Here is a 21,281-nt window from a genome sequence, read left to right on the forward strand (position 1 = left end):
TGTTAAAGTTAGTATTTATTGGACAAATTGGGCCTTCTGTAATACCTGAAGATGGTGCGATGTGTGTGGGTTATGTTATTTAAATGTATTGTTATCAAATATTTGTGTGCGTCGACCAGGACAATATAAAATTCAGGATATTGTTTTGTAAATTGATTTTACAAAACCCAATACAATGACAAAACGTGAAATAACCCTTGTTTGTATCACTGCGCTGATCATGTGCATCCCAATAGCTATAATTGCACATAAAAACCAGCAGCCTCCTTTATCATCCACTATATACGACTGGAATGATATCAAGGTAGAACCTACAAAAACGGGAGAAAAACGCCAGTTCCTTCAGGCGCCTACACCAACACTGAACGAACTGGAGCTACATGTAACTACATTGAATCCCGGAGAAGCGCCACATCCTCCGCATCAACACCCTGACGAAGAACTGATCATCATAAAAGAGGGAACCGTTGAATCGACCGTGAACGGCATCACAAAACGTGTTGGGCCAGGCTCTGTTATATTCCAGGCATCTAATCAATTACATGGTATTAGAAATGTAGGCGCTACCAAAGCGGTGTACCATGTTATTAAATGGAAAACAGACAAGACACCTAAGGCCAAATAAAGCGTTCTTCATTAAAACTTTAAAGTGGCAGGTCGTACAGACCTGTCTTAAAAGCTATAATTATATCCCACGGTCGCTGTTACATTACTGACTGTGCCCCTGGGACTCCATCGTGTTTGACGCACCGCATTCATATTCAGATTATGTTTTTTCATGAACAGGTACGCTGCATTCATACGTAAATTCAGCACCTGCCCTTGTTGTTGTCCATTGCTGGTGCTGCTATTGTACGAGCTGTTAAAGCCAGCTGTCACCTTTTTATCAAATAACCGTGTGTTCACGCCAAGGGTAGGGCCCAGTGTAAGAAAGGCATCCCTGGCAATGGTATTATAGCTCAGGTTAAAAGCGCCGGTAAAGCTTATCTGCCGCGGTATCAGTAACAAGGTATATGCTGTGCTGGTGTTATAGAAACGCGATCCGTTGCCTTTCCATAACACATCGTTCTGGATATCTGCCGCATCCTGCACGCTCAGGTTCAGGTTGATGTTATGGCTTTTGGTCTTATTGGTCTTTAACATATAGGTAAGCGTCAACCCGGCACTCTGCGATATCTGTTTAAAGTTCAGCGTATCCATGTTCTCATATGGATTCGTCTGGTTAATATAATCAAACTGTGGTTTTATATGCGTGAAGGTCTGGAAGTTGGAATACGTAAAGTTTGCGTTCCACTTTTCATTCGGCATGTAACTCGCGTTTACTGCGCTAACCATGCGGAAGGTGGCGCCTGCCTTGGTATTGTTTAGGTCGTCGCGCTGGTAACCCACGTTAGCGGATATGGTGGCCTTATCATGCAGTAGTGGTTGCGACAGGTTCACGGTGATGTTCTCCAGGTCATTGTTCATATAATAAGTGCCTAGTGTCTGATAGCCGGGGTCTATACGCTCGTAGCCTACGCCTATCACGCTCTTATGGAATGCGTAGTTCATCCCCGCTCTGATAGCTTTAAAGAATTGCGTATTCTTGATATCATACATAAATACGCTTTCCAGCAGATTGCCACGGCCTGATTTGGTGGGGTGGTAGTCCCGTTTATCCAGTTTCATGGCGCTGTTGGCGTATTCCACGGTAAGCTCCAGCCCTTTGGCGGGGCGTAACATACCGGTAACGCTCACAGCAAGGTTTGCTTTGGGGTAGATGTGCAGGGTGTCCGGGATATACTGCATAGGATCTTTGAAATCCTGGGCCCGTATGAAGTTAAGGGACAACGCATAGTTTTGCTGCTGCAGGGCAAGTTTAGCGCCATAACCCATACGCCGGTATGTAGGTAATATGCTTCGGTTCGTGCTGTCATAATCTACCGCACGCAGCAGCCGCCCGTACATTACGCTGATGCTCCAGGTCTGTTCAGGTGCTATGTCCAGTCCTACGCCCGTAAATTGGTGACCGTTTAAGGTGTAGGGAGAGAACGACATGGCAACATCCCCAATATGAGCGGTCACCCCTTTATAACTGGGATGCAGGCTCAGACGGTTAGGCATGGTAGGGTAGGAGTAACCTGCACCGGCATTGGTCAGATTAAACGAAAAGGGTAGGTTGATCCGCCCTAGTATATTGGTATTTATGCTGCCGTTAAGGAACCAGCTGAATGGTTGCCTGCCACCACCGCTGCCGCTGTTGAATACAGTGCTGGCATTTAGTCCGCCGTTCACTTTAAGCGGTTTACCCTTGCCAAACAAATCCCGGATATGTTCCAGGTCTACCTGCTGCGCGGATGATAGTAGCGGCAGCAGTAAAGCAGCAGTACACAGGTATAGGATGCGGGATCTATTCATATTTCTGGACTTTAATATCCGCCATTATATAGGCTGTGCTGCCTTCCAGCACATAGTCCTTTATCTTAATGGCGCCTTTACGGCCGTCTGCCGTCTGGAATAATATAATACGGGGTAATACTGTCTGGTCAAATTGCAGGCCGCCGCTGGCGCCGTTGGGCATCTGGATAGCTTGCAGGGGAGCATCGTTCTGCATGTTGTCAAAATCGCTTTCGCTGAACGATACGCCACAATAGCATTGTTCCTGCTTATTGATAAACCGCGTCACCGTAGCGCCAGGTATGGCGGGGAAGGTATAGCTGGCAGCAGAATCCGGCGATACAAATTTGTTGTAGGTGAAGCTGCGGCTCAGCCCAAAGAATACCAGGTCTATCTCTTTCCCTTCTTTTGTCAGATCATCGTTCTTACGATATACCTTCCGCAAGCGGGTAGAATAAAAACAGCCAATATCTGCGTGCGCAGTGCTGATACCCAGTTTAACGTCCGTGATTGTACGCAGGTGTGAATTAGGTCTTACCGTGATGGTCTTATTTACCGTTTGTGATCCTTTCCCATTGGTATTCGTCAGTGTAACAGTATAGGTGCCCGGATTGGCAAAGTATACGGTATTGTCGGATGATGTATCGCTGGTCAACACACCGCCGGTAGTTTGCCACTGCTGTGTCAGATAACTTACACTTTTACCGTTCAGTACCGCTGTCAATGGTGCTTCATAGTCATCGTCAAAAGGCCCGGGGTTTAAGGTAAAATCCGTAAGCAAAGGTTGTTTTACGGTGATGGTTTTGCTGGCCGTGAATGTCTGTCCGCCATTGCTTACCTGTAACGTAATAGTATGCGGCCCGGGTTTGGTAAAAGTAACCATTGGTGGTACAGCTGTATTGGCGCTGGCCGGTTCACCGTCCTGGAAGGTCCAGTTATAACTACTGGCCCCTGTGGTATTGTTAGTGAGCTTTACCTGTACGGGTGAATAATCATTCACCTGTACTTCCGCGTCAAAGGACACCTGTACGGCACTGTCAAGCTCCAGGGTGATGGTCTTACTATTCCGGGTGTCCGCATTCCAGGCCTCCAGCGTGATCTTATGCGGGCCGGCTTGGGCAAAGCTGACGGTGCCAGGATTCTCGTAGTCAGAAGTGGCAGGCTCGCCGCCTTCAAAGGTCCATTTAAAACTCGTGGCGCCTGTGCTGCGGTTGGCGATGTTCACAGATATTGGAACGGTGTGCGAACTGTCGGCCAGCACGTAGGCAAAATCTACTGTAAGCGGCCGGTTGACTTCTTTGTAGCAAGCGGCCAGCAACAGTAAAGCAAATAGGATATAGGGAATAGGTTTGGTCATCATGCCGTTATAAAATCAAAATAAACCATGCTTAGGGATGAAGTTTCATAGCTGTAATGATATGCAACTTAACATTCGGGAACATCTCCCGGAATTGCGCCATTACATAGGTACAGGAGCGACAAGGGATAAGATCCGTGTATATTGTTATTTCACCGGCAACATTATTATTTCCTTTAACCGCTTTCTCGTGGTCGGCAAAATACTCCAGGGCAACCAGATCCGTATCAAAACGTCTTAAGTCTATCTTATACTTAAACTTTCTTTCACCTGAAGCCAATTTATCATAAATTGATTCCGGAATAAACTTGTCACTCCTGGTCATTCGATCGTTGTATTGCTGCTTGTCTTCCGCAATAAGGAATTCCTTCCAGGAGTAGATGACACGCGCCATATTTCTTTCGCTGCTTATATTATAGCCATCCTTAGATTGCCAGTTGCTAACCTGGGCGGCCCATTTATCGTCCGCCAGGTCAACAGTTGTCATTGGATCATTAATGTAGAATTGCCGGAATGCCTGGAAGTTCTGTGCATCTTTGACAGGCAAAAACATGTTGTCAATAGCTATCTGTCTGGCGTCATTGGCTGATTTGGAAATGATCCCATCATTTAATAAAGCCTGAGCAAAATCACTTAAGGGCCCATTGATGCTCGCGAAATTCGCATCCGTATAAATATTGGCTTTAGTCAGGCATTTCTGCCAGAATAAAATAACATCACAAATCTTTCTTACAGACGAAATGCTGATTGTATCAGCACTTAACGCCTTTGCAAGCGAGAAATGTTTGCCGAGGCCGCCAAGCAAGTCAATGAATTCCTGGCCATACTCCATTTTGAGAATTTCTTCTTTAATATCGGGAGCTTCGGTAACAGTGGTTGCTATCGTCTGAAAGGTGCCCAGGTTCTTAGACCACTTTTGTATCTTTTCTCTTAGCGATTTTGTTTTGTTCAAATTAAATGAGATGCCATCCCTGAAGACGTTGATTACGTTGAAAGCTGTTGTGAGCCCATCCACGGCACTTTTGGTTTTGATCTTGTCAATATTCCAGTAAAGCAACAATGCCGGAACAATGATCTTCTCCCCCTTATAAGTCGCTTTCTTGCCATTAACAACAAATTCAAACGGGACATCGACATCAGGAATAATACCTATAAATTCAAAAGGCTTTTTAGTTCTGTCGATGGACCGATAGCTGTTCCCGGAAGCTGACATATCCACAATTCTGCAATAGGCCTGGGTGCTGCCCCGGAACTTGAACTCAATGTTGTTTTTGGCCGTGTAGTCAGCCGTTACATTCTTGGCGTTGCCATTGTATTCAGCCTCCGGATCATAAAGTATCCAGTCGCAGGGGAATGTGGCATTATCCCTGAAAGCAATGATCCTGTCCTGATAAACATCATAAGCATATTGACAAAGCAGCTCCACAACCGCGGTATAATTGAGCTTGCCACCTAATTTAGGCAGGCTTGCACTTTTATTTACTACAGTCTTAACGATATCAGCCACGTCCTCAGGCCCTGCATCTTGGATCTTGCTGTTAATGATCCTGGGCAGCACACCATTATCCGCACTCAGGAACTCAAGTAACCCTGCTTTGTCTTCTTTGGGAACACTGCTTATCAGGTCTACGATCATGTTCTCGCAATAATTGCCGAGACTAAGGATCTTGTCGCCATCCCCGCAAAGGGTGGATTTGCTCAGCTGCTCCAGCAAACATGTCCGGGTTGCGAGGGGAAGATATTCCAGCGATGCAGCGGCGCTCATCGACGAGTTGGGTAGCCCATGCGCATATAGATCCTGCAGTTGTTTGAGCAGTTTCTTGTCCTGATCACATGGAAGATCAGACGGTTTAAATCCATCCTTAAGAGAAAAAAATGTGAACGCATTCCTGACCATTTGGGTGAAGTAATCCACCCGCGTGGTAATGTCGCCTGTAGTCCTGCTAGGTGCAGCAACTGTCTGATGGTCCGTGTTATATTTCAACAGTTCTTCAATCAGGCCGGGCGCTATGGAAGAGCTGTAAAAACATCCGTTAATGACAAAGGTGCGTGGCTGCGTACGCGTCTTTACTACCGATATCTGGTCTCCCATTCCCATGGTACCCTGACGGACTATAGTTTCACTGTGCGGGTACTTATAGAAGTTAAATAAGAAGAAGACTATATACTTTTCCTTTTCTATGATGGTGGTTAACTGTTTATTCTCACCATCCTGCTTCACTTTTTTCAAAACGGCATTCAGGATTGTTTTCTCCTTTTTTGCAAGGTCCACCCCTGCTGTCTTGTCATCGTTTACCACTTCAGTATATGAGGTAGGCGCCATCGAGGCCCAGTCATATTGCGGCTCCTTCCCGTCAATATATTCATAATTGTAAATACCAGAAATAACAAAGTATAGTTTGTAATCTTTATAGGCTGTTTGATCCAGATAGTTTTTTCTGAGCTGACCTATCCATTTGTTCAATGTTAGCTTTTCACTAACACCATCCTTGTCAATCGTATAATCAATCAGAGTCCCATAAACATCCCTCCAGAAATCCCGGTCAACCCAAAATTTCCTGGCAAATGAGCTGGTGAAGTGCTTAAAGAAATAAACCGGATCATCGTCCGTTACTATATAGTTTGCTTCTTCAGCCCGGCCTTCGCTGATAAGACGTTGGTTTTCCTGTATACGCGTCAGCAGGCGTTGCTGTATGGCAGCTGCCTGTTTATCGATCAGGCTATCTTCCGCAGAATTTGCCCTTGCCATATGCACTATGCCTGAAAGCACAATAAAAAGAAGCGTTAGTTTAAGATATGCCAGTTTCATTATTTCGTAAGTTGATCTGAATTTAGAATGATGATGAGCTGGTCCAGGATAGACTGTTTTACTACCTTGATCAGTTCTTTGTCCGTTTTACCCTGCATTTTATCTGTCATCAATGCCTTCAGCATACTGGTGCCTTTCAGCGCCTTATCCTGCGACAGGAACTGCGCAATAGCGGCAGGTGTATCATAAAACTTCTGGATGGCACTAACGAGCCTATAGGCTTTTACATTGGCGCTGGTAAGATGGAATTGTTCCACCACTTCGTCAAACTGTTTCATTTCATCGCTGATCTCTGCGTCTGACAAGGTAACTTGCTGTATATCGCCTATTGCGAAGCCAATGCTGGCATCCGTTGTTTCCTCCAGCCCTTGTTTGTCATACACAGCCTGCCTCATAGCCGCTTGCTGAGTAGATAGGTCAGCAGATTTATCCCAACCCTTCGCATCTTCTTTCAACTCCTTGATCGCTTTCACAATAATGCCCGCTACGTCATTCACCAACTTCTCCTTCTCCTTATTCACCGCTTTTACTTCCTCCTTCGCATCGTCAAATTTCTTCTCGGCATCTTTCACCTTTTGTTCCGCCGCTGCTTTCTCTTCCGGTGTCTTCGCATCAGCCAGTTCTTTCTTCGCTGCATCATACTCATCTTTTGCGTTTACCAGGTTATCTGCCGCCTGGTTCATACGTGTCTTCAGCTCTTCCGGCAACTCCTCTTCCGCCGCTTTTTTGATGGCTTCTGCCATCTCTTTTACTTTTACGTAATCTGCATCCAGCGTCAAATGAATCAGGTCATTGATCACACTAGCCAGACTGCCAATCGCCTGCACCACCGAATCCACACTCGTTCCCTGCAGTTTTGTTGAATCAAACGTCGTCACCAGCATACCCTTCATCAGCTGCCGGTTCGTATTCACCTGTATATTGTCAAACTTCACCTTCACGCGGTTATACCCCAGGAATGGGATCGTGATATAACCGGTACCGCTATAAGAGCCGCCGTTATTTTTTAAGGTCATGAACCGCACAGGGAAGTCGCCCGCCATGATCTGATCATCCGGTTGCAGCGTTTTTAAGGCAGTGTCATTGGCAAGTTTAATATCTGATAAGAGCCCGCAGGAGCCGCTATCCACAGCATCCTTCGCCGGCATCTCAAAGGAGTGTAACTCTCCCAGTGTTTTACTTCCCAGGCTACAGGAGCCACCTACGCGGTACTCATATTTATGTCCGGGTACGGCGTCACGGATCACTGCCTGCGGATCGCTGCTCTTTACGTTAAACCATGTTGCCTTGTCATTATCCTGCTCCCGGTATTCTACCAGGTATTCAAACATCTTCGGCTGAGGTAACCAGGTAACGGTGGCTTCACCATTGGCTACGGTGGCAGCTACCTGTTGCGGCGGCTGACAATCGTCCTGCAGATTGAAGTAGTAGATCTCGCTATAGCCATGATTGGTGAATATGTCAAATTCATCAACGCCCTGTTTGGCTATGGCGCGTATCCGCCAGCCATAGCGTTTGCCAGGTAGTAGTGGCGGCTCTGCAGGGCCGTATAATAAAGTGGTAGCGCTGGTGTAGGTCTGGTATAACGGTGGCATGGTGCCAAAAGCGGCTTCCGGCAAAATGGTCGTATCCCATAATTCTACCAGCGTAAACTCGTATTCCGTCAGGAAAGCCGCATTAGGACTGCCCATATGCCGGGGCGTCCAGTTAAACACAATGTTCAGGGGCTCACGGAAGGCCACGGCTTCTCCTTTACGCGGCAGGTTCAGCAAAGGTGGTTCGCTGGTGCTGATCCATGCGGGAGGGGAGCAGCTCAGTTTATCATTGCTGACCAGCCGTCCGCTGTTGGCATCTAAAACATCTACGCAAAACGTGTAAAACCCATCCGGTAACTTGCCAGTCTGTTGCAGCTGCGAAGGCGGGATGCCGGATATCTCCATGTTATCCAGGTTAAAATAAGGCGCCAGGTCGTTCAGCGACAATTGTACTGGTATCCCGGCGTCCAGCCGTACCAAAGGGTAGGAACCATAATCACGGTTACGCAAGGCTACCGTAGTACCCTTGATGTTCAACCGTAGCCGCACGTTCATCGTTGCCTCCTGCAAATCGGTGTTCAGCAGGGTGATGATCATCCTCGCCTGCGAGCCGTTATACAGGTTGCTGATTTGTGCGGGTACCGGCTGCAGGGTCTGTACCTGCACTTTCACCGGGTATTGTTGTGCGGCAAGAGGGCTGCATATTATGCATAATAACATGCCCACGGCTATTTGTATAATGCGTTTAGCTGTCAACGGTAGCTTCTTTATTGTGTGATGATGATCTTCCTTATCGCAGTGCCCAGCGGCGTTTCCAACAGCAGCACATAGGTGCCGGCCGATATATTCAGCTGGTAGGGTACGTTGAATTGTGCGGCAGCGCTTTCCTTGCGGTCGTTTACCAGTTGGTTGCTCATAACGTTGAACATGCGCAGGCGTATTTCCGCCGCTTTATCCAAAATCACGTGCGCGCTGAATTGTCCGGTATTAGGATTGGGCAATACCTCAAATGTGGTGATGAACGGCTGCTGTGCGCCTCCAGGCGTCGGCATGGATTGTGGTTCCAGTACGGCAATATCTTTGGTGAAAACCTTTTCACATTCGCCGATATAGGAGTGTAGCCGGATGCGATACACACCCGTATCTGCAAAACGCAGCTCTGCCAGCAGCGGGGTATTTTGCAATACGGTAATGTTCTTGTCTGCCGGTATTTCCCATTCAATACGCTCCGGCAGGGGAGTGCTGACATTGATCAGCGATACGCCCTCATTGCGGAACACCTGTGTAGCTACCACAAACCTGGCTTCTATATCGGTTTGGCGTTGTTTTATGCTGATGGTATCACTACCGGTACAGCCTTTGCCGTCCATAACGCTCACCCAATACTGGCCGCTCTGGCTGAGCGTAACCTGTGGTGTGGTGGCCAGGAAGGCAGGATCGCCGCCCCATGTATAAGTAGCAGCGGGATCTGCTATGGCGGCATTTACCGTATAAGTCTGATCTGTACAAAGTGTTTTGTCGGCCCCCAGCTGTATCAGCAACGGCTGCGGGTCCGGCATATTAAAGGATTGCACACGTTTACAATTGTTGGCGTCCTCGATGGTAAGGGTGTATTTACCTGCGCATGCCTGATCTATCCTGTTGCCAGTGGCGCCGTTGCTCCACGCATACCGATAGGGAGGAATACCTCCGCTGATCAGCGTACTAATAGCACCATCACAACTGCCTGCACAAATCGGTGCGGTGATGTCTGCCTCTATCACAATGCCATTCGGTATAGATACATCGGCGTTGTTTTGTGCCTCACAGCCGCGGGAATCTGTTACAAACACCAGGTAAGATCCTTCCGTTAAGTTGCTGATATCGCTGGTGGTTGCGCCATTTGTCCATTCATAGCGATAAGAACCGGTACCGCCACTAACGGTGGTCTTTACCGCGCCATCCTGTCCGCTGGCACAGGTCACCGGTGTGGTGGTCAGTTGCACCTGCAGCAGGTCCGGCTCTACGAGATGGAAGGAGTCTGATGTTTTGTTAATATTATTTGCGTCTGTAATGATCACTTTATAGATACCGGTTGTTAACCCACTGGCTGATGGTGTCGTTTGCCCAATGGCGTTATAACCGCTACTCCCCTTCTTATACCAGACAAATCGGTATGGCAGCGGACCAATTATGCGTACGCCACCGGCGGCAGTTGCAGTCAGCACTCCGTCTGCAGCTCCTTTGCAGGACACATAGCGCTGCTCTGCGATGCTTACCTCCAATGGAGGCGGTTCTTTTAATGGGAACTCTGCTGTCAACGTACAGCCCTGCATATTCAGGTCCGGACCGGTATATTGAGCATCTGTAATGATAACCTCGTAATCGCCTGCAGGTATACCCGACAACGTACTTTCATAACCACCAGCCACTACCTGACTGGTAACACTGCTCAGCGGAGTGCCGTTTTTCTTTTGCCAGCTAACATTGTAGCTGCCGTCCGCATTAGCGGTACCACCTTGCAGCAGTATTTTGATGCTACCGTCCGAGTAACCATTGGCAAGGGGCTGGGTTAATAACTGTTGTACTACCTGTATCGGAGCAGCAGGTTGTTCTACTGCGGAGTCGCCTGATAAGGGACATCCATGATAGTCAGTGATATTCACCGTGTATGTGCCGGCGTGTATGCCGGTGTTATGCGCTTGCTGGCTGCCATTGCTCCAGTTATACTCGTATGGTGTTGTACCGCCGCTCACGAGTGCTTCCAACGCACCATTGCTGCCATCATAGCAGGTAGCAGGTGTGGTGTTGAATTGCACCTGTAAGAGAGCAGGATCTATCAGGTCAGTAGTATCGGATAATATCGTGATACCATTGGCGTCTGTAGCTTTTACCAGGTATTGGCCGGCAGGCAGGTCAACTGCGGTGCTATCTGTTTGTCCGATAGGCACAGTCGCACCGTTTACTACCTGGTACCATTCGTAGGTATAATGAGGCGCTGTTTTAAATGGTACACCGCCGCTTATTATTGCGGTAAGCGTACCATCGGCCTTGCCGGTACAGCTAACGCTGTCCGCAATCTGTATATTGGCGACTAATAGTGGTGGTTGTCTTAGTGTAAATGTATTATTAAGCGCACAGCCTGTTCTGCTGTCGGTGGCAGCGGCGTTATAGTTGCCATCTGTGACTGTCAGGGTATAATCACCGTCAGGCTGGTTGCTGATGGTGGTGGTATAGATGCCATTGCCATCTACAGTATTTACGGGTGTTAACAAGGTGCCGTCTGACTTCCGCCATTCAACATCGTAGGAACCATCCGGCTTGGGCGTACCACCCTTCAGATGGACGGTAATGCTGCCATCGGAATATCCGAATGCTTTTGGATCGGTGATGGAGGTAGCATCTACCGCAAGTGGTGCGTCAGGTTGTTTAACGCTGAAGCTTATTTCCTCATCGCCGGCAGCTGTATGACCGGAACATCCGTTCTGGTCTTTTACCTTTATCAGGTAGTCTCCCTTGGCCAGGCCTGTTATGGTGTTCTGGGTGAACGGTTGTGTGAGATAATCATTATCCGTAACCCCTTTATACGACGCTACATAACCACCTGCGCCTCCATTAATGTTAAGGTTGATACCGCCATCGCTGCCATCGTAACATTTTGCAGCAATAGGCGCGGGTGTAGAGAAGGTGACCGGTGTAGGTTCATCTAACTGGAACTCGAACGTACTTGCGTCGCTGTAACTGTTGGTGTTATTAATATTCCCGGTTACTTTTACCTGGAAGTTGCTGGCGAAAAGTGTATTTGAAGGCCAGGTATACGTCTGATTTGGTCCCATCGTAACACCTATCTGATTAGGTAGGGTGCCGCCAATAACGTTTTTCAGGTCCTTGACTTCTACATTTATCGTCTCACCGGTATATGCCGGACGGTCAAAGATGACTGTAAAACCGCCGTCACTGGCGCCGTTACAGGATATTTTCTTAGGAATGATGTTTGTAATGTGCGGCGATTCCAACCGGTAGTCCAATGTAATAGTACCGGATTCCCGGTCCTGCGCGCAAACCGGTAACATTCTAACCCGTATCAGTTTCGTGAGATATCGTTCCCAGTCATTTCCCAGAAGGCTTTTACCCGAGACCTGAAGCACATTAGATCCCTGCTTGTTTGCAGGGGCATTCGTCCAGGGGCCGTTATCAGCCGAGTATTGCCAGAGGTATTGCTGGTTTGGTATCCCTGGGGTACCAATGATCCTGATCTCAGCGTCTGTAGGTAATATATTGGGGCTTGTTCCGTCGTACACCAGGTTATTCATGACTTTTCCATAGGTCACATGAATTTTACTGCTCGGGTCCATCGACGAGACAAACGGATTATTAATATCTCCGGTAAAGTCCTGCCCCGTATGACTGACAGGGAAGGTCGCCGACCGTTTTACATCGGTCCATGGGAAGCTTCGAACCCATGTACTGTTAACTTCTATGGATGTTATTTGTTTTGGGGAGCTATGTATGACGCTGCCTGTCCGGTTGATGACATCCCATGCCGAAGGAAGCGCAGTCGATACAAACGCAAATATCTCGTCCTGCGTGCCATCTGTATAATGAGCAATCACGTTATAGTCTAGCTGCAGACTACTGGGATATACCTCGGTTGTCTGCATCTGCAATTCATATGCATTAGACACAGGCTTAATGTCTATAAACAGAGTAGATTCAGAATGATAGCCAGCAAACATGCCACCCACCCTGGTACTAAAACAGGTATGATCGCCGGGCGGGAACATGTAGTCTAATTCCTTTGACTCCTGGGTTTTGTTGCAGCTGGATTTCCGCTTGCCATATACAGCAATTCCTTTTACCGGATTGTCTGACGTAAAGGTGATCGTCTTGGCTGGAAAATACCATGGCTCGCCATCTCCGATACCGTCCAGGGATCCGGAGGAGATAAGCCTTGAACCACCGTGGTCCATAATGGCATATACTTCATAGAGACTGCCGCAAGTTGCTGTGCCGAAGCCCATGATGTCGCATTTCACGGTCAGTTCGTACACCGCCGTCGGGTTCTGCGCGGCTAGCCTGCTGGTAAACACCAACAGGGGAAGGAATAACAAGAATAGGGCTCTTTTTATCATTGGTCGCATAGGTAAAAAGTATGCAGGGATTTAACTTGTTTTAACTTTTTTGAGCGGACCTGCTCAGACCGTCTTTGTTCACAGCACGTACGTCATACTCAAAAACGGTGTTGAATCTTCAGCGATTCTTCTTCAGTCGTTTTCACGTTTGCCGGAACTACTTTCAGCAACTCAGCGGCTGTTCACCAGCCGCTGAGTATAACCGGTATTCGTTTATTCCGGCGTTATTATCTTTCCCGGTATAATTCAATGTTCCGCTTTCGGAGAACTGTATAGGGTGCTGCCTGTCCTGTTGATGTTGATGACATCCCCGTTGGCAGGAGTTGCAGTCGATATGGACGCAGGTTTAATAGTTATATGCATATTAGACTCAAGGTGATAGCCAGTAAATAAACCGCCAACGTTCACATCAAACCAGCTAATATTGCCCACCGGAAGTAAGTAATCTATTTCGCCAGCAGCCGCGGTTTTGCTACAGCTGGTTTTCCGTTTGCTCCATACTGCAATCCGTATTACCGGATTGTCTGAAGTAAAGGTGATAGTCTGGGGAGGAAAATACCACACCTCGCCATCGTTGAGACCATCCAGAGATCCGGAGGCGATAAGGTTCGTACTGCCATTCTGCATAATAGCATTTATTTCATAGTTGCTCCCGCAGGTTGCTGTATTACCGAAGCCCATGATGCCGTAATCTACGGTCAGTTCGTACACCGCTGTGTTCTGCGCGGACAGCCTGCTTGTAAACGCCAGCAGGGGAAGGAATAACAACAATAGGACTCTTTGTGTCATGGTTTTCATAAATAAAAGGTATTTAGGTGTTAATAACTTGTTTTAACTTTTTTGAGCGGGCCGCTCAAACCGTTTTTGTTCACGGCGCGTACGCCGTACTCATAAACAGTATTGATCTTCAGCGATTCGTCTACAATCTTTTTCACGTTTGCCGGAACTACTTTCCAGAGACTCAGCGGTTGACCGCCTGCTCCTTTATACAACTGGTATTCGTTTACACCAGTGTTGCTATCCTTCCAGGATAGTTCAATGTAGCGCCCCTCCTGGTTCACATACGCATTCAATGTTTTCACGCTGATGGCATTCGGGTCTGAAGGTATTGTTACGGTAATAGGCTGGGTAGGCGGCGACTCAAGGCCACTGCTATCCTTCGCCATCAGGATATAAGTATAGGTTTGTCCACCTTCAATCAGCTGATCCGCATAATACTGCGTGTGGTCACTGAATGTCTGAAGCAATAACCACTTATGGCTGGAATCTGCGCGGTTCTTCCGGTATAGCAGGTGCGCGGCAACATCTTCATCTCCACTGTTCACCCAGGATAATTGTACCTGGCCATCTACTACCTTATAAGCACTGAACACCGGCGAAGTAGGTGGTATCACATCCGGTTTCTTCAGCTCCAGGATGGCGGAATAATCGGATTGATTATAACGTTTATCCAATGCTGCTACCGCATAGTATACTTTTCTGTTCAGGAATTTTATAGGAACAGTGTCTTTGTAAACAGTCTTCATATAGATAGCGTCTACCAGGGGAGACAATTCTTCATTCAGTCTGCCGGCGCGGAACACTTTGTACCCCAACATATCCTTTTCCATATTGGCTTTCCAGGTGAGGGTTACCACACCATTACTGTCAACAGTGCCTGCCAGTCCTACAGGTGGTGCAGGTGGAGTAGAATCTACCGGTTGCACCAGCACAGGAAATGAGGTCGTCGATTCGCCTTCTTTGGCAACAGCCGTAATGGTGAAATAGTTGGAAGGTAATAGTTGGTCGTATTGCAGGCTGCGCTGATCAGGAGCAATATTGGCAAGTACGGTCTTGTAAGGTCCGCCCTCACTTGCTGCCTGGTTCAATGCAAAACCTTTAATCATGGCGTTGCCTGCTGCTTCAAAATCCCAGGTAAGCGTCATTTTTCCCTGCGCCGAGATCTTGTTGCTGCGGATGTTGGGCACATATATCAATACGTGCCTGCCTTTGCCGGTAGTTACTGCAGAAGGTGGGCCCTTTTCACCGAATGCGGAAATACCTCTTACCCTGAACTGGTATACCGTATTGTTGTCCTCCAGCGAGTCAAGAAAATACATGCGGGAAGAAGGCCTGTTCTCTTTTTCATTCAGGTTGGTCACCGGCAGCGAACGGGCCGGCTCAAAGGTCTTACCGCCATCTTTAGAGCGTTCTACTATCCACGAAGTATAGTAGTGTTTCAACACGCTGTAATCCCAGCTAAGCGCTACCTGTTTATCGCCAAACACAGCCCCTACATCTCCGGGTACCGGCAGCGGTGCATAGTCCTGTATGCCAATGAATACACCTCCGGAATCGACAACCAGGCGCTCTTTTGGCGCCAGCGAATTAACCCGGTACAGGTATTTCTCATTGGGACGGGCGTCTTTGTCTTCCCAGCCCCACCCTGCCATCACAGCGGCTTCAAAGCTATTGTCTGCAGCATACAGGGAGAGGGAAAAACGCTGCTCCTGTTCGGCAGATTGTGCCATGATACTTGCAATACCCTTATTACCGGCACTACCTACTTCAAAGTCCTTACCATACAATGCCTGTGCAATGATGGCGGCATATTGGTCCTGCTGTACTATTTTTTCCCATTCATCTAATGGTTTAGGTCGCAGTGCTTGCGTATTCAATACTTTAACCTCCGGCGACGACAACAACTTCCCATCGCGGGTAACGGTATAACGGGTAAGTTGAAAACCATATTGATTGCCGAGCTTCCAGGCGCGGGATGTGGTCATGCCCCATCGCAGCAATATGCTGTGCTGGCGGGCCCTGGCGGTAACCGCTATCCTGGCGCTGTCTTTATGCTGAGCGTGTAGCGGCAATGCAGCGGTAAAGCATAAAAGTATAAGCAGTATAGAAGATAGCCTGCGCATTGTATACATTAGAAGCCGGTGGTTTTAAATGGATTATGATAATTGAATATCGCGCTGCTGGTTTTAGTCCCGTCAGGCAGCACATATTGGTATTTTACTTTGTAAGCGCCATACCGTATGAAAGGGAAATGTCCGTTTATCAGGTATGCGTATTTCGACGCTTCCTCTGTACCCATAAACCTGTTCACTACTTTGTATTGCAGCTCGTTGAAGTCCAGGCTGTATACCTGTGGAAGATCGTACAGATATGGCAGCCTTGTCTTTATCCAGCTGGTCACCTTGCCGGTAGATGCTTCTGCCAGGTAAGTAGGCATCAGGATAAACGCCTTGCTTGGCGTCACGCCAAATTCATCCGTATTACGTTTATTAATGAATATCTCGTTATTGATAGGGTAGTTGGCATACAACAGCGGGTTAATGTCGTTGGTAAAATACGCATCATCCATTACCGCTTCCACATTCACCATCGGTTTATAACCGGTGTAATTGTTACCAGTCATTTCCACTACTTCAAAGCCTTCATAGTCGCCTACATCGGCCAGCAGGCGTACTACATCTGTCGAAACTGTTTCACCAATGCCGTCTTTCAAACGCAGCGACTGCATCTTCTCTCCAAACGTGTTGAATTTGCTGGTACGGAATCCATAATGCAGCAATGACTTAGCCACATCGCCCCTGGAAACTGTCTGTGCCTGGTTGTTGGCAACAGCATAGCTACCGTCCTCGCCCGCATCCTGTTGTTGCTGGTAAGCCACTACTTCATCGGTGCTTTGTGCGCCCGGAGGGATAGCAATTACGTCAAACTGATAGGCTGTGTTTGCCTTCAGTGCCGTTGGTGTAAAATGAATCGTCTGTGAAGGGACGTCATAGCTCATGTCCACCTTAGTGGTCTGACCTGTGGCATCTTTGAAATTGATCGCATACTGCCATCTGGCGTCGAACAGATAACCCTGTCCCGTACTCAGGTTAATGACACCTTTATCAGATTCATCTTTGTAATAGTATTGCTGGTTTACTACCGGGTACGCATAAGCGATGTTCTGCATCGGGATATAGTCCGGCGCAGTACCGGTAGTGAAGGTCACCGTTTCAATCTCTTCGCCCGGTTTGCCATCTACATAAGCTGTTTGCCAGGTTACGCCCACCCGCTCTTCAAATGCCACCTTCACCGTAGCCGTCAGCTGTTTTTGAGAAGGCAGTACCTCCTTGGAGTAGAAGGAAACACCATCATTGTTGGCATTCCATTCCAGGCGACCAGGTATCGGCTGACCATTATCCATAACGGTAAAGGATGCCAGTCTCGCGCGGTAGGTCTTTGTCCCCTGGTCGTCATCTACATCGAACTGCTGACCCATACGCATATTAAAGGCGGCTTGCGGTGCAGTGAATACATCCACTGCGTCGGCATTCGCTGCCGGTTTTACGTCTGATATGATCTTCACATCTACCGGGCTGTTACCATTCATTACGATCTCACACTCATCACCGATAACAACCTTCATGCGCATATTACCCTTTACAAGGCCGTTTAACACGCTGAATTTAACGGCCATATATCCCCTTACCCAGGTAGGATTGGGCAGTTTAGCCTGCATCAGCATAGCGGCTGCGCCGGATATGAGTGGTATGCGGGCCTTTATGATTCTCAGGTTTACTTTCACACCTAACTCACCCTGCAGATATACATATGCCTGGCCGTTAGCGTACCAGCCATCTATACCGATTTTCTCTGTACTACCAACGCAATGCGCATCTCCATAATCTTTCAGCATGATGTCAAAACCTAAGCCTGCCTTAAAGTTGGCATATAGTATCAGGAAAGTGATATCGCCGGTTTCCACGCTAAGGTTGGCGCCAAATGCAAATCCCCGGCCATCACCCAGCGCATTGGCGTCGCGCATATAATCCAGCTCCTCCATATCTACGCCCAGGATATCCGCAACTTCCTGCGGTGGTGGTGGAGAGCCGGGTATCTTATCACCCACCATCAGGTAGGCACCTGATTTAATAGAGAGACCTCCTATAGAGAACTTGGTACCTAAACGATTGGTAGGCGTTCCCATATGCAGGTACCACTCGCTGGGTGAAATATGGATCACTGCCCAGCCCGCGCGGTTGCCGCTGGAGTTACCCGTCAGCATGCCGTTGGCTACGTTCATGTACATATCAAAGTTGCCGTGCAACGTAGAAGTCGTGAAGTCATATTGAATACCTACATAGGCGGTTATGCCCACTTCGGCAGATAGATTCTGATCGCCCGCCAGAAGGGAGGCAGCACTTGAAGGATCGGATACTTTCAATTCCTCCAGTTTCTGGCCTGTGGACCCCAGTTTGGCGATCGCCTTCTGTTCCTGTTCCTGTATTTTGGCAAATTGTCTGCTTAATTTCCCTGTGATATTGCCCATCGGCACTGTGGCCAGTATTTTAGCATAGCCATACAGGCCCATGAAGTTGATACCGCCGCTACGGTTAAACGCCACTTCAAAAGATACCTCCCCATGCACTACCTCGTCTTTCACCATATCAAACAACACAGCCGCTTTAATGCCCAGTCCTGCGGTGGAATCCGGCACGTACTTTACGCCGGTTGGGGAAGCAATGGTATCAATACCTTCTTTTTTCATCCGGTAATAGGCGCCGCCGCCGAAACCTGAGATTTTCAGGGGCGGTGCTATTGCGATGCCCGGCTTAAATTCAGCCTTGCCATCCACATACCAGTAGCGGAAATTCTTAGCGCCAAACATAGCACGGGTTCTTACCTTTATTTTTCCCTTCATGAAGCTCGCGTTTACCTCGCCACTCAGTGCATCTCCATATACAGCGTCATCATCATATACTTTCAGCAGGCCGGATATCGACATAGCTTCGCTCAGATCAGCATGGAGCGAAATCGAGTCCAGCTTTATCTTCTGAAATTTCCAGGTCTGTATTCCTTTGCTGTTATCAAACTTTCCAACCAGCGCGAGCCGCGTATCACCACCAAATTTCCCTTCCATCAGGTTAAAGCGTACGTCAATATTGAGGTTGGCGGTAGTACTATCCTTGGTTTCCAGGGCGATTTCCTTAATAGCCACCGGGAAATTGGAAATTGTATTCTCATCCCTGTATCCAAAATACTCGGCGGTGAGATAAGGTGCTTTGGTCTGCAGGTGCAATCCCTGGAACATGATACCTTTAAATTTGGCTACAGGATTACCGTTGTCGTCTACTTTCAGAGACGATGCCACGATCAGGTAGCCATTTAGCATGGCTTCCGGCTCAAAGCGACCATCAGCCAGTTTTAACTGTACCCAGGAGTTCGGGTTTATCTGGGCTTTTGCCCGCCACACCATAAAATCCAGTGTGTCAAGATTGCTCAGCTTCAGTATATATTCATTATCAGCGGTAATAACGGCAGAATAGCCCAGCGGTGCATTGCACATGGGAATGCCCAGCATACCGTTGAATGCTGCCCCTGTGAGATGGTTGGCCTCCAGATCTATGTCGAAATGATCTACTGAAAAACGCCAACCGGCTGCACTGCCAGCCGATAATACATTATTGCCAAAGAAGTTGCCGGTGATGCCGTTATTGTCGATGATCAGGTTTTTGCCGCCAAACGAAACACGTTTGTCAGGTCGGTCAGCCCGTGCAAATTGTTTAGGCAAGGTTACTTCCAGGTCCGACACATAAACTCCCCGCCATAAGTTCGGGTCATCCTGAGGCAGGTAACGCTCCTGGTATTTTGCAGGGTATACCACATCAGGAGAGTTACGCAGGTCACTGCCATCATATACAGCTTTGCCTATACGGAACCCTACGCCTTTAAGGGGTGTTATCTCAAATGCAGGCAAGTCTACGCTTACGAGTATATCATTCCAGTCGCGCACTACCGTATTGAATGAAGCTTTTACCTGCGAGCTGTCTGTAGTTCTTTCTCCGTCTGGTTTCAAAGGCACCAGCATGCTCCGCGGAAACATCAGGTCTGCGCTAAGCCCCAATTCCTTAAAGCCATTACAATCTATGGTTACATAAGTAAGGTCAAGACCCTGGCCGGTCTGCATATCCATGCCGCCCTTCAATACCAGCGCTGCTGTACCGCCGCCCAGCCGTATAGGTACATCACCCAGCAATACCAGTTTAGCATCGCCCAATATGCCACCTTTGTACGATAGTTTAAGGCCTTTCAGGCCAAAAAAGATCTCACGTGGCTCCTGTGGTATCTGCACTTTGGCATATACGGTGAGCTCCGCATAAGTGGAATAAAAAATGGCATTGCTTACCGCGATGGTCACGGTAGTATTGCCAACGGTCTTAAAAAGCCCTATAGGCAGCTCATTTAAGTCGTCTGGTGAGAGGGAGGCAGTATAGCGGTTATTCTTGTCTATTTTCTCAAATTCTGCCCTGGCTATGTCACGATATACGTGAGCATTGCTGTCTACGTCAAACATACGCTGCAGGTTGGCATCGGTGAACAAGCCGGTTTCAGGCGCTATCAGCGCTTCAGCTACCAGCTGCTTATCTATATCCGGAAAGTTGCGGGTTTCCATCATACTGGTTGCCATGATAGTAGCGGCCGGTAAGGGGGGCTTCACGTAATCACTGTCTTCCGCATGCACGGTAACAGCTTGGCTAACAATTAACAGCGCTAACAGGCTAATGTAACGGCAATAGAAATTTTGTAGGTAAGGTTTTACCATAAGACCAATAGTATAGGTATAGAGTTGTCGGTTATAGCTCAGTTAACAACGATCAAATGCTACAGAAAACAACAGGTTATTTCGTGTGTTTACAAACTTTCCCGAATGTAAAATCAGGTTGTAATATCAGTATTTTTTTAATATTGTTAAAAAAAATTATCTGTCTCTCTGCTGGTTTACATGGGTATCCTTACTCTGTTTGAATTGCTGAGCCTATAGCCTCCACCGAATCTCAGACGAAGCGAATCCCGACCGGATTAAATACGGAAGAAATTCTACATCCCCGGGTTTCCAATAAAGTGCTGATCTATTGAGTAATACTGGTTGTTTATCCCGATAGGGAGAGGTCAAAAAGTTATGACTCAGTATGCAAAGATCAAAAAAACAGGAATTGTACGAAATTGTACTCTATAAAATCCCACTTCATACCCCCTGTATCTAAAGCACGGTGGGTATTTTTACAGGTCCAGCTTCAGGTCTCTTTGTAAACCTGAAGCGTTGCTGATAATTT

9 protein-coding genes are annotated in these 21,281 nt (G+C 47.7%); 1 reads left to right on the forward strand and 8 read right to left on the reverse strand.

All coding sequences use genetic code 11. From position 1 onward, the window contains the following. Nucleotides 1-175: 175 nt before the first annotated feature. Nucleotides 176-625, forward strand: coding sequence for a cupin domain-containing protein (locus F3I09_RS29740; RefSeq protein ID WP_149698692.1), 450 nt, complete (start codon nt 176-178; stop codon nt 623-625). A 47-nt stretch (nt 626-672) separates the two neighbouring features. Here F3I09_RS29740 and F3I09_RS29745 read toward each other — a convergent pair whose 3' ends face one another. The 8 genes from F3I09_RS29745 to F3I09_RS29780 all read right to left on the reverse strand — a co-directional run bounded on the left by F3I09_RS29745 (nt 673) and on the right by F3I09_RS29780 (nt 20,770). Next, nucleotides 673-2,397 (reverse strand): hypothetical protein, encoded by a 1,725-nt coding sequence (locus tag F3I09_RS29745; protein WP_149698693.1) that lies wholly within the window; start codon nt 2,395-2,397, stop codon nt 673-675. Further along, nucleotides 2,390-3,736 carry a PKD domain-containing protein gene (locus F3I09_RS29750; protein WP_149698694.1) on the reverse strand — a complete coding sequence of 449 codons (1,347 nt, stop codon included), beginning with the start codon at nt 3,734-3,736 and terminating at the stop codon, nt 2,390-2,392. Before F3I09_RS29750 ends, F3I09_RS29745 begins: the two co-directional genes overlap by 8 nt. Nucleotides 3,737-3,764: 28 nt before the next feature. Further along, nucleotides 3,765-6,542, reverse strand: a complete 2,778-nt coding sequence (locus F3I09_RS29755) for a deaminase domain-containing protein (RefSeq protein ID WP_149698695.1) — start codon at nt 6,540-6,542, stop codon at nt 3,765-3,767. Continuing rightward, nucleotides 6,542-8,797, reverse strand: coding sequence for a fibronectin type III domain-containing protein (locus F3I09_RS29760; protein WP_149698696.1), 2,256 nt, complete (start codon nt 8,795-8,797; stop codon nt 6,542-6,544). The genes F3I09_RS29755 and F3I09_RS29760 overlap by 1 nt, the downstream gene beginning before the upstream one ends. A gap of 47 nt (nt 8,798-8,844) precedes the next feature. Further along, nucleotides 8,845-13,188: a hypothetical protein gene (locus F3I09_RS29765; protein ID WP_188134008.1), complete on the reverse strand. Its 4,344-nt coding sequence runs from the start codon at nt 13,186-13,188 to the stop codon at nt 8,845-8,847. 246 nt (nt 13,189-13,434) lie between these two features. Then, nucleotides 13,435-13,977 carry a hypothetical protein gene (locus F3I09_RS29770; protein WP_149698698.1) on the reverse strand — a complete coding sequence of 181 codons (543 nt, stop codon included), beginning with the start codon at nt 13,975-13,977 and terminating at the stop codon, nt 13,435-13,437. Between the two features lie 29 nt (nt 13,978-14,006). After that, a complete protein-coding gene (locus F3I09_RS29775; RefSeq protein ID WP_149698699.1) occupies nt 14,007-16,091 on the reverse strand; it encodes a hypothetical protein in 2,085 nt (694 codons plus the stop codon). 8 nt (nt 16,092-16,099) lie between these two features. Further along, nucleotides 16,100-20,770 carry a hypothetical protein gene (locus F3I09_RS29780; RefSeq protein ID WP_149698700.1) on the reverse strand — a complete coding sequence of 1,557 codons (4,671 nt, stop codon included), beginning with the start codon at nt 20,768-20,770 and terminating at the stop codon, nt 16,100-16,102. Nucleotides 20,771-21,281 lie beyond the last annotated feature (511 nt).

Source organism: Chitinophaga sp. CF418, assembly GCF_900142925.1.
In the GTDB taxonomy this organism is placed as follows: Bacteria; Bacteroidota; Bacteroidia; order Chitinophagales; family Chitinophagaceae; genus Chitinophaga.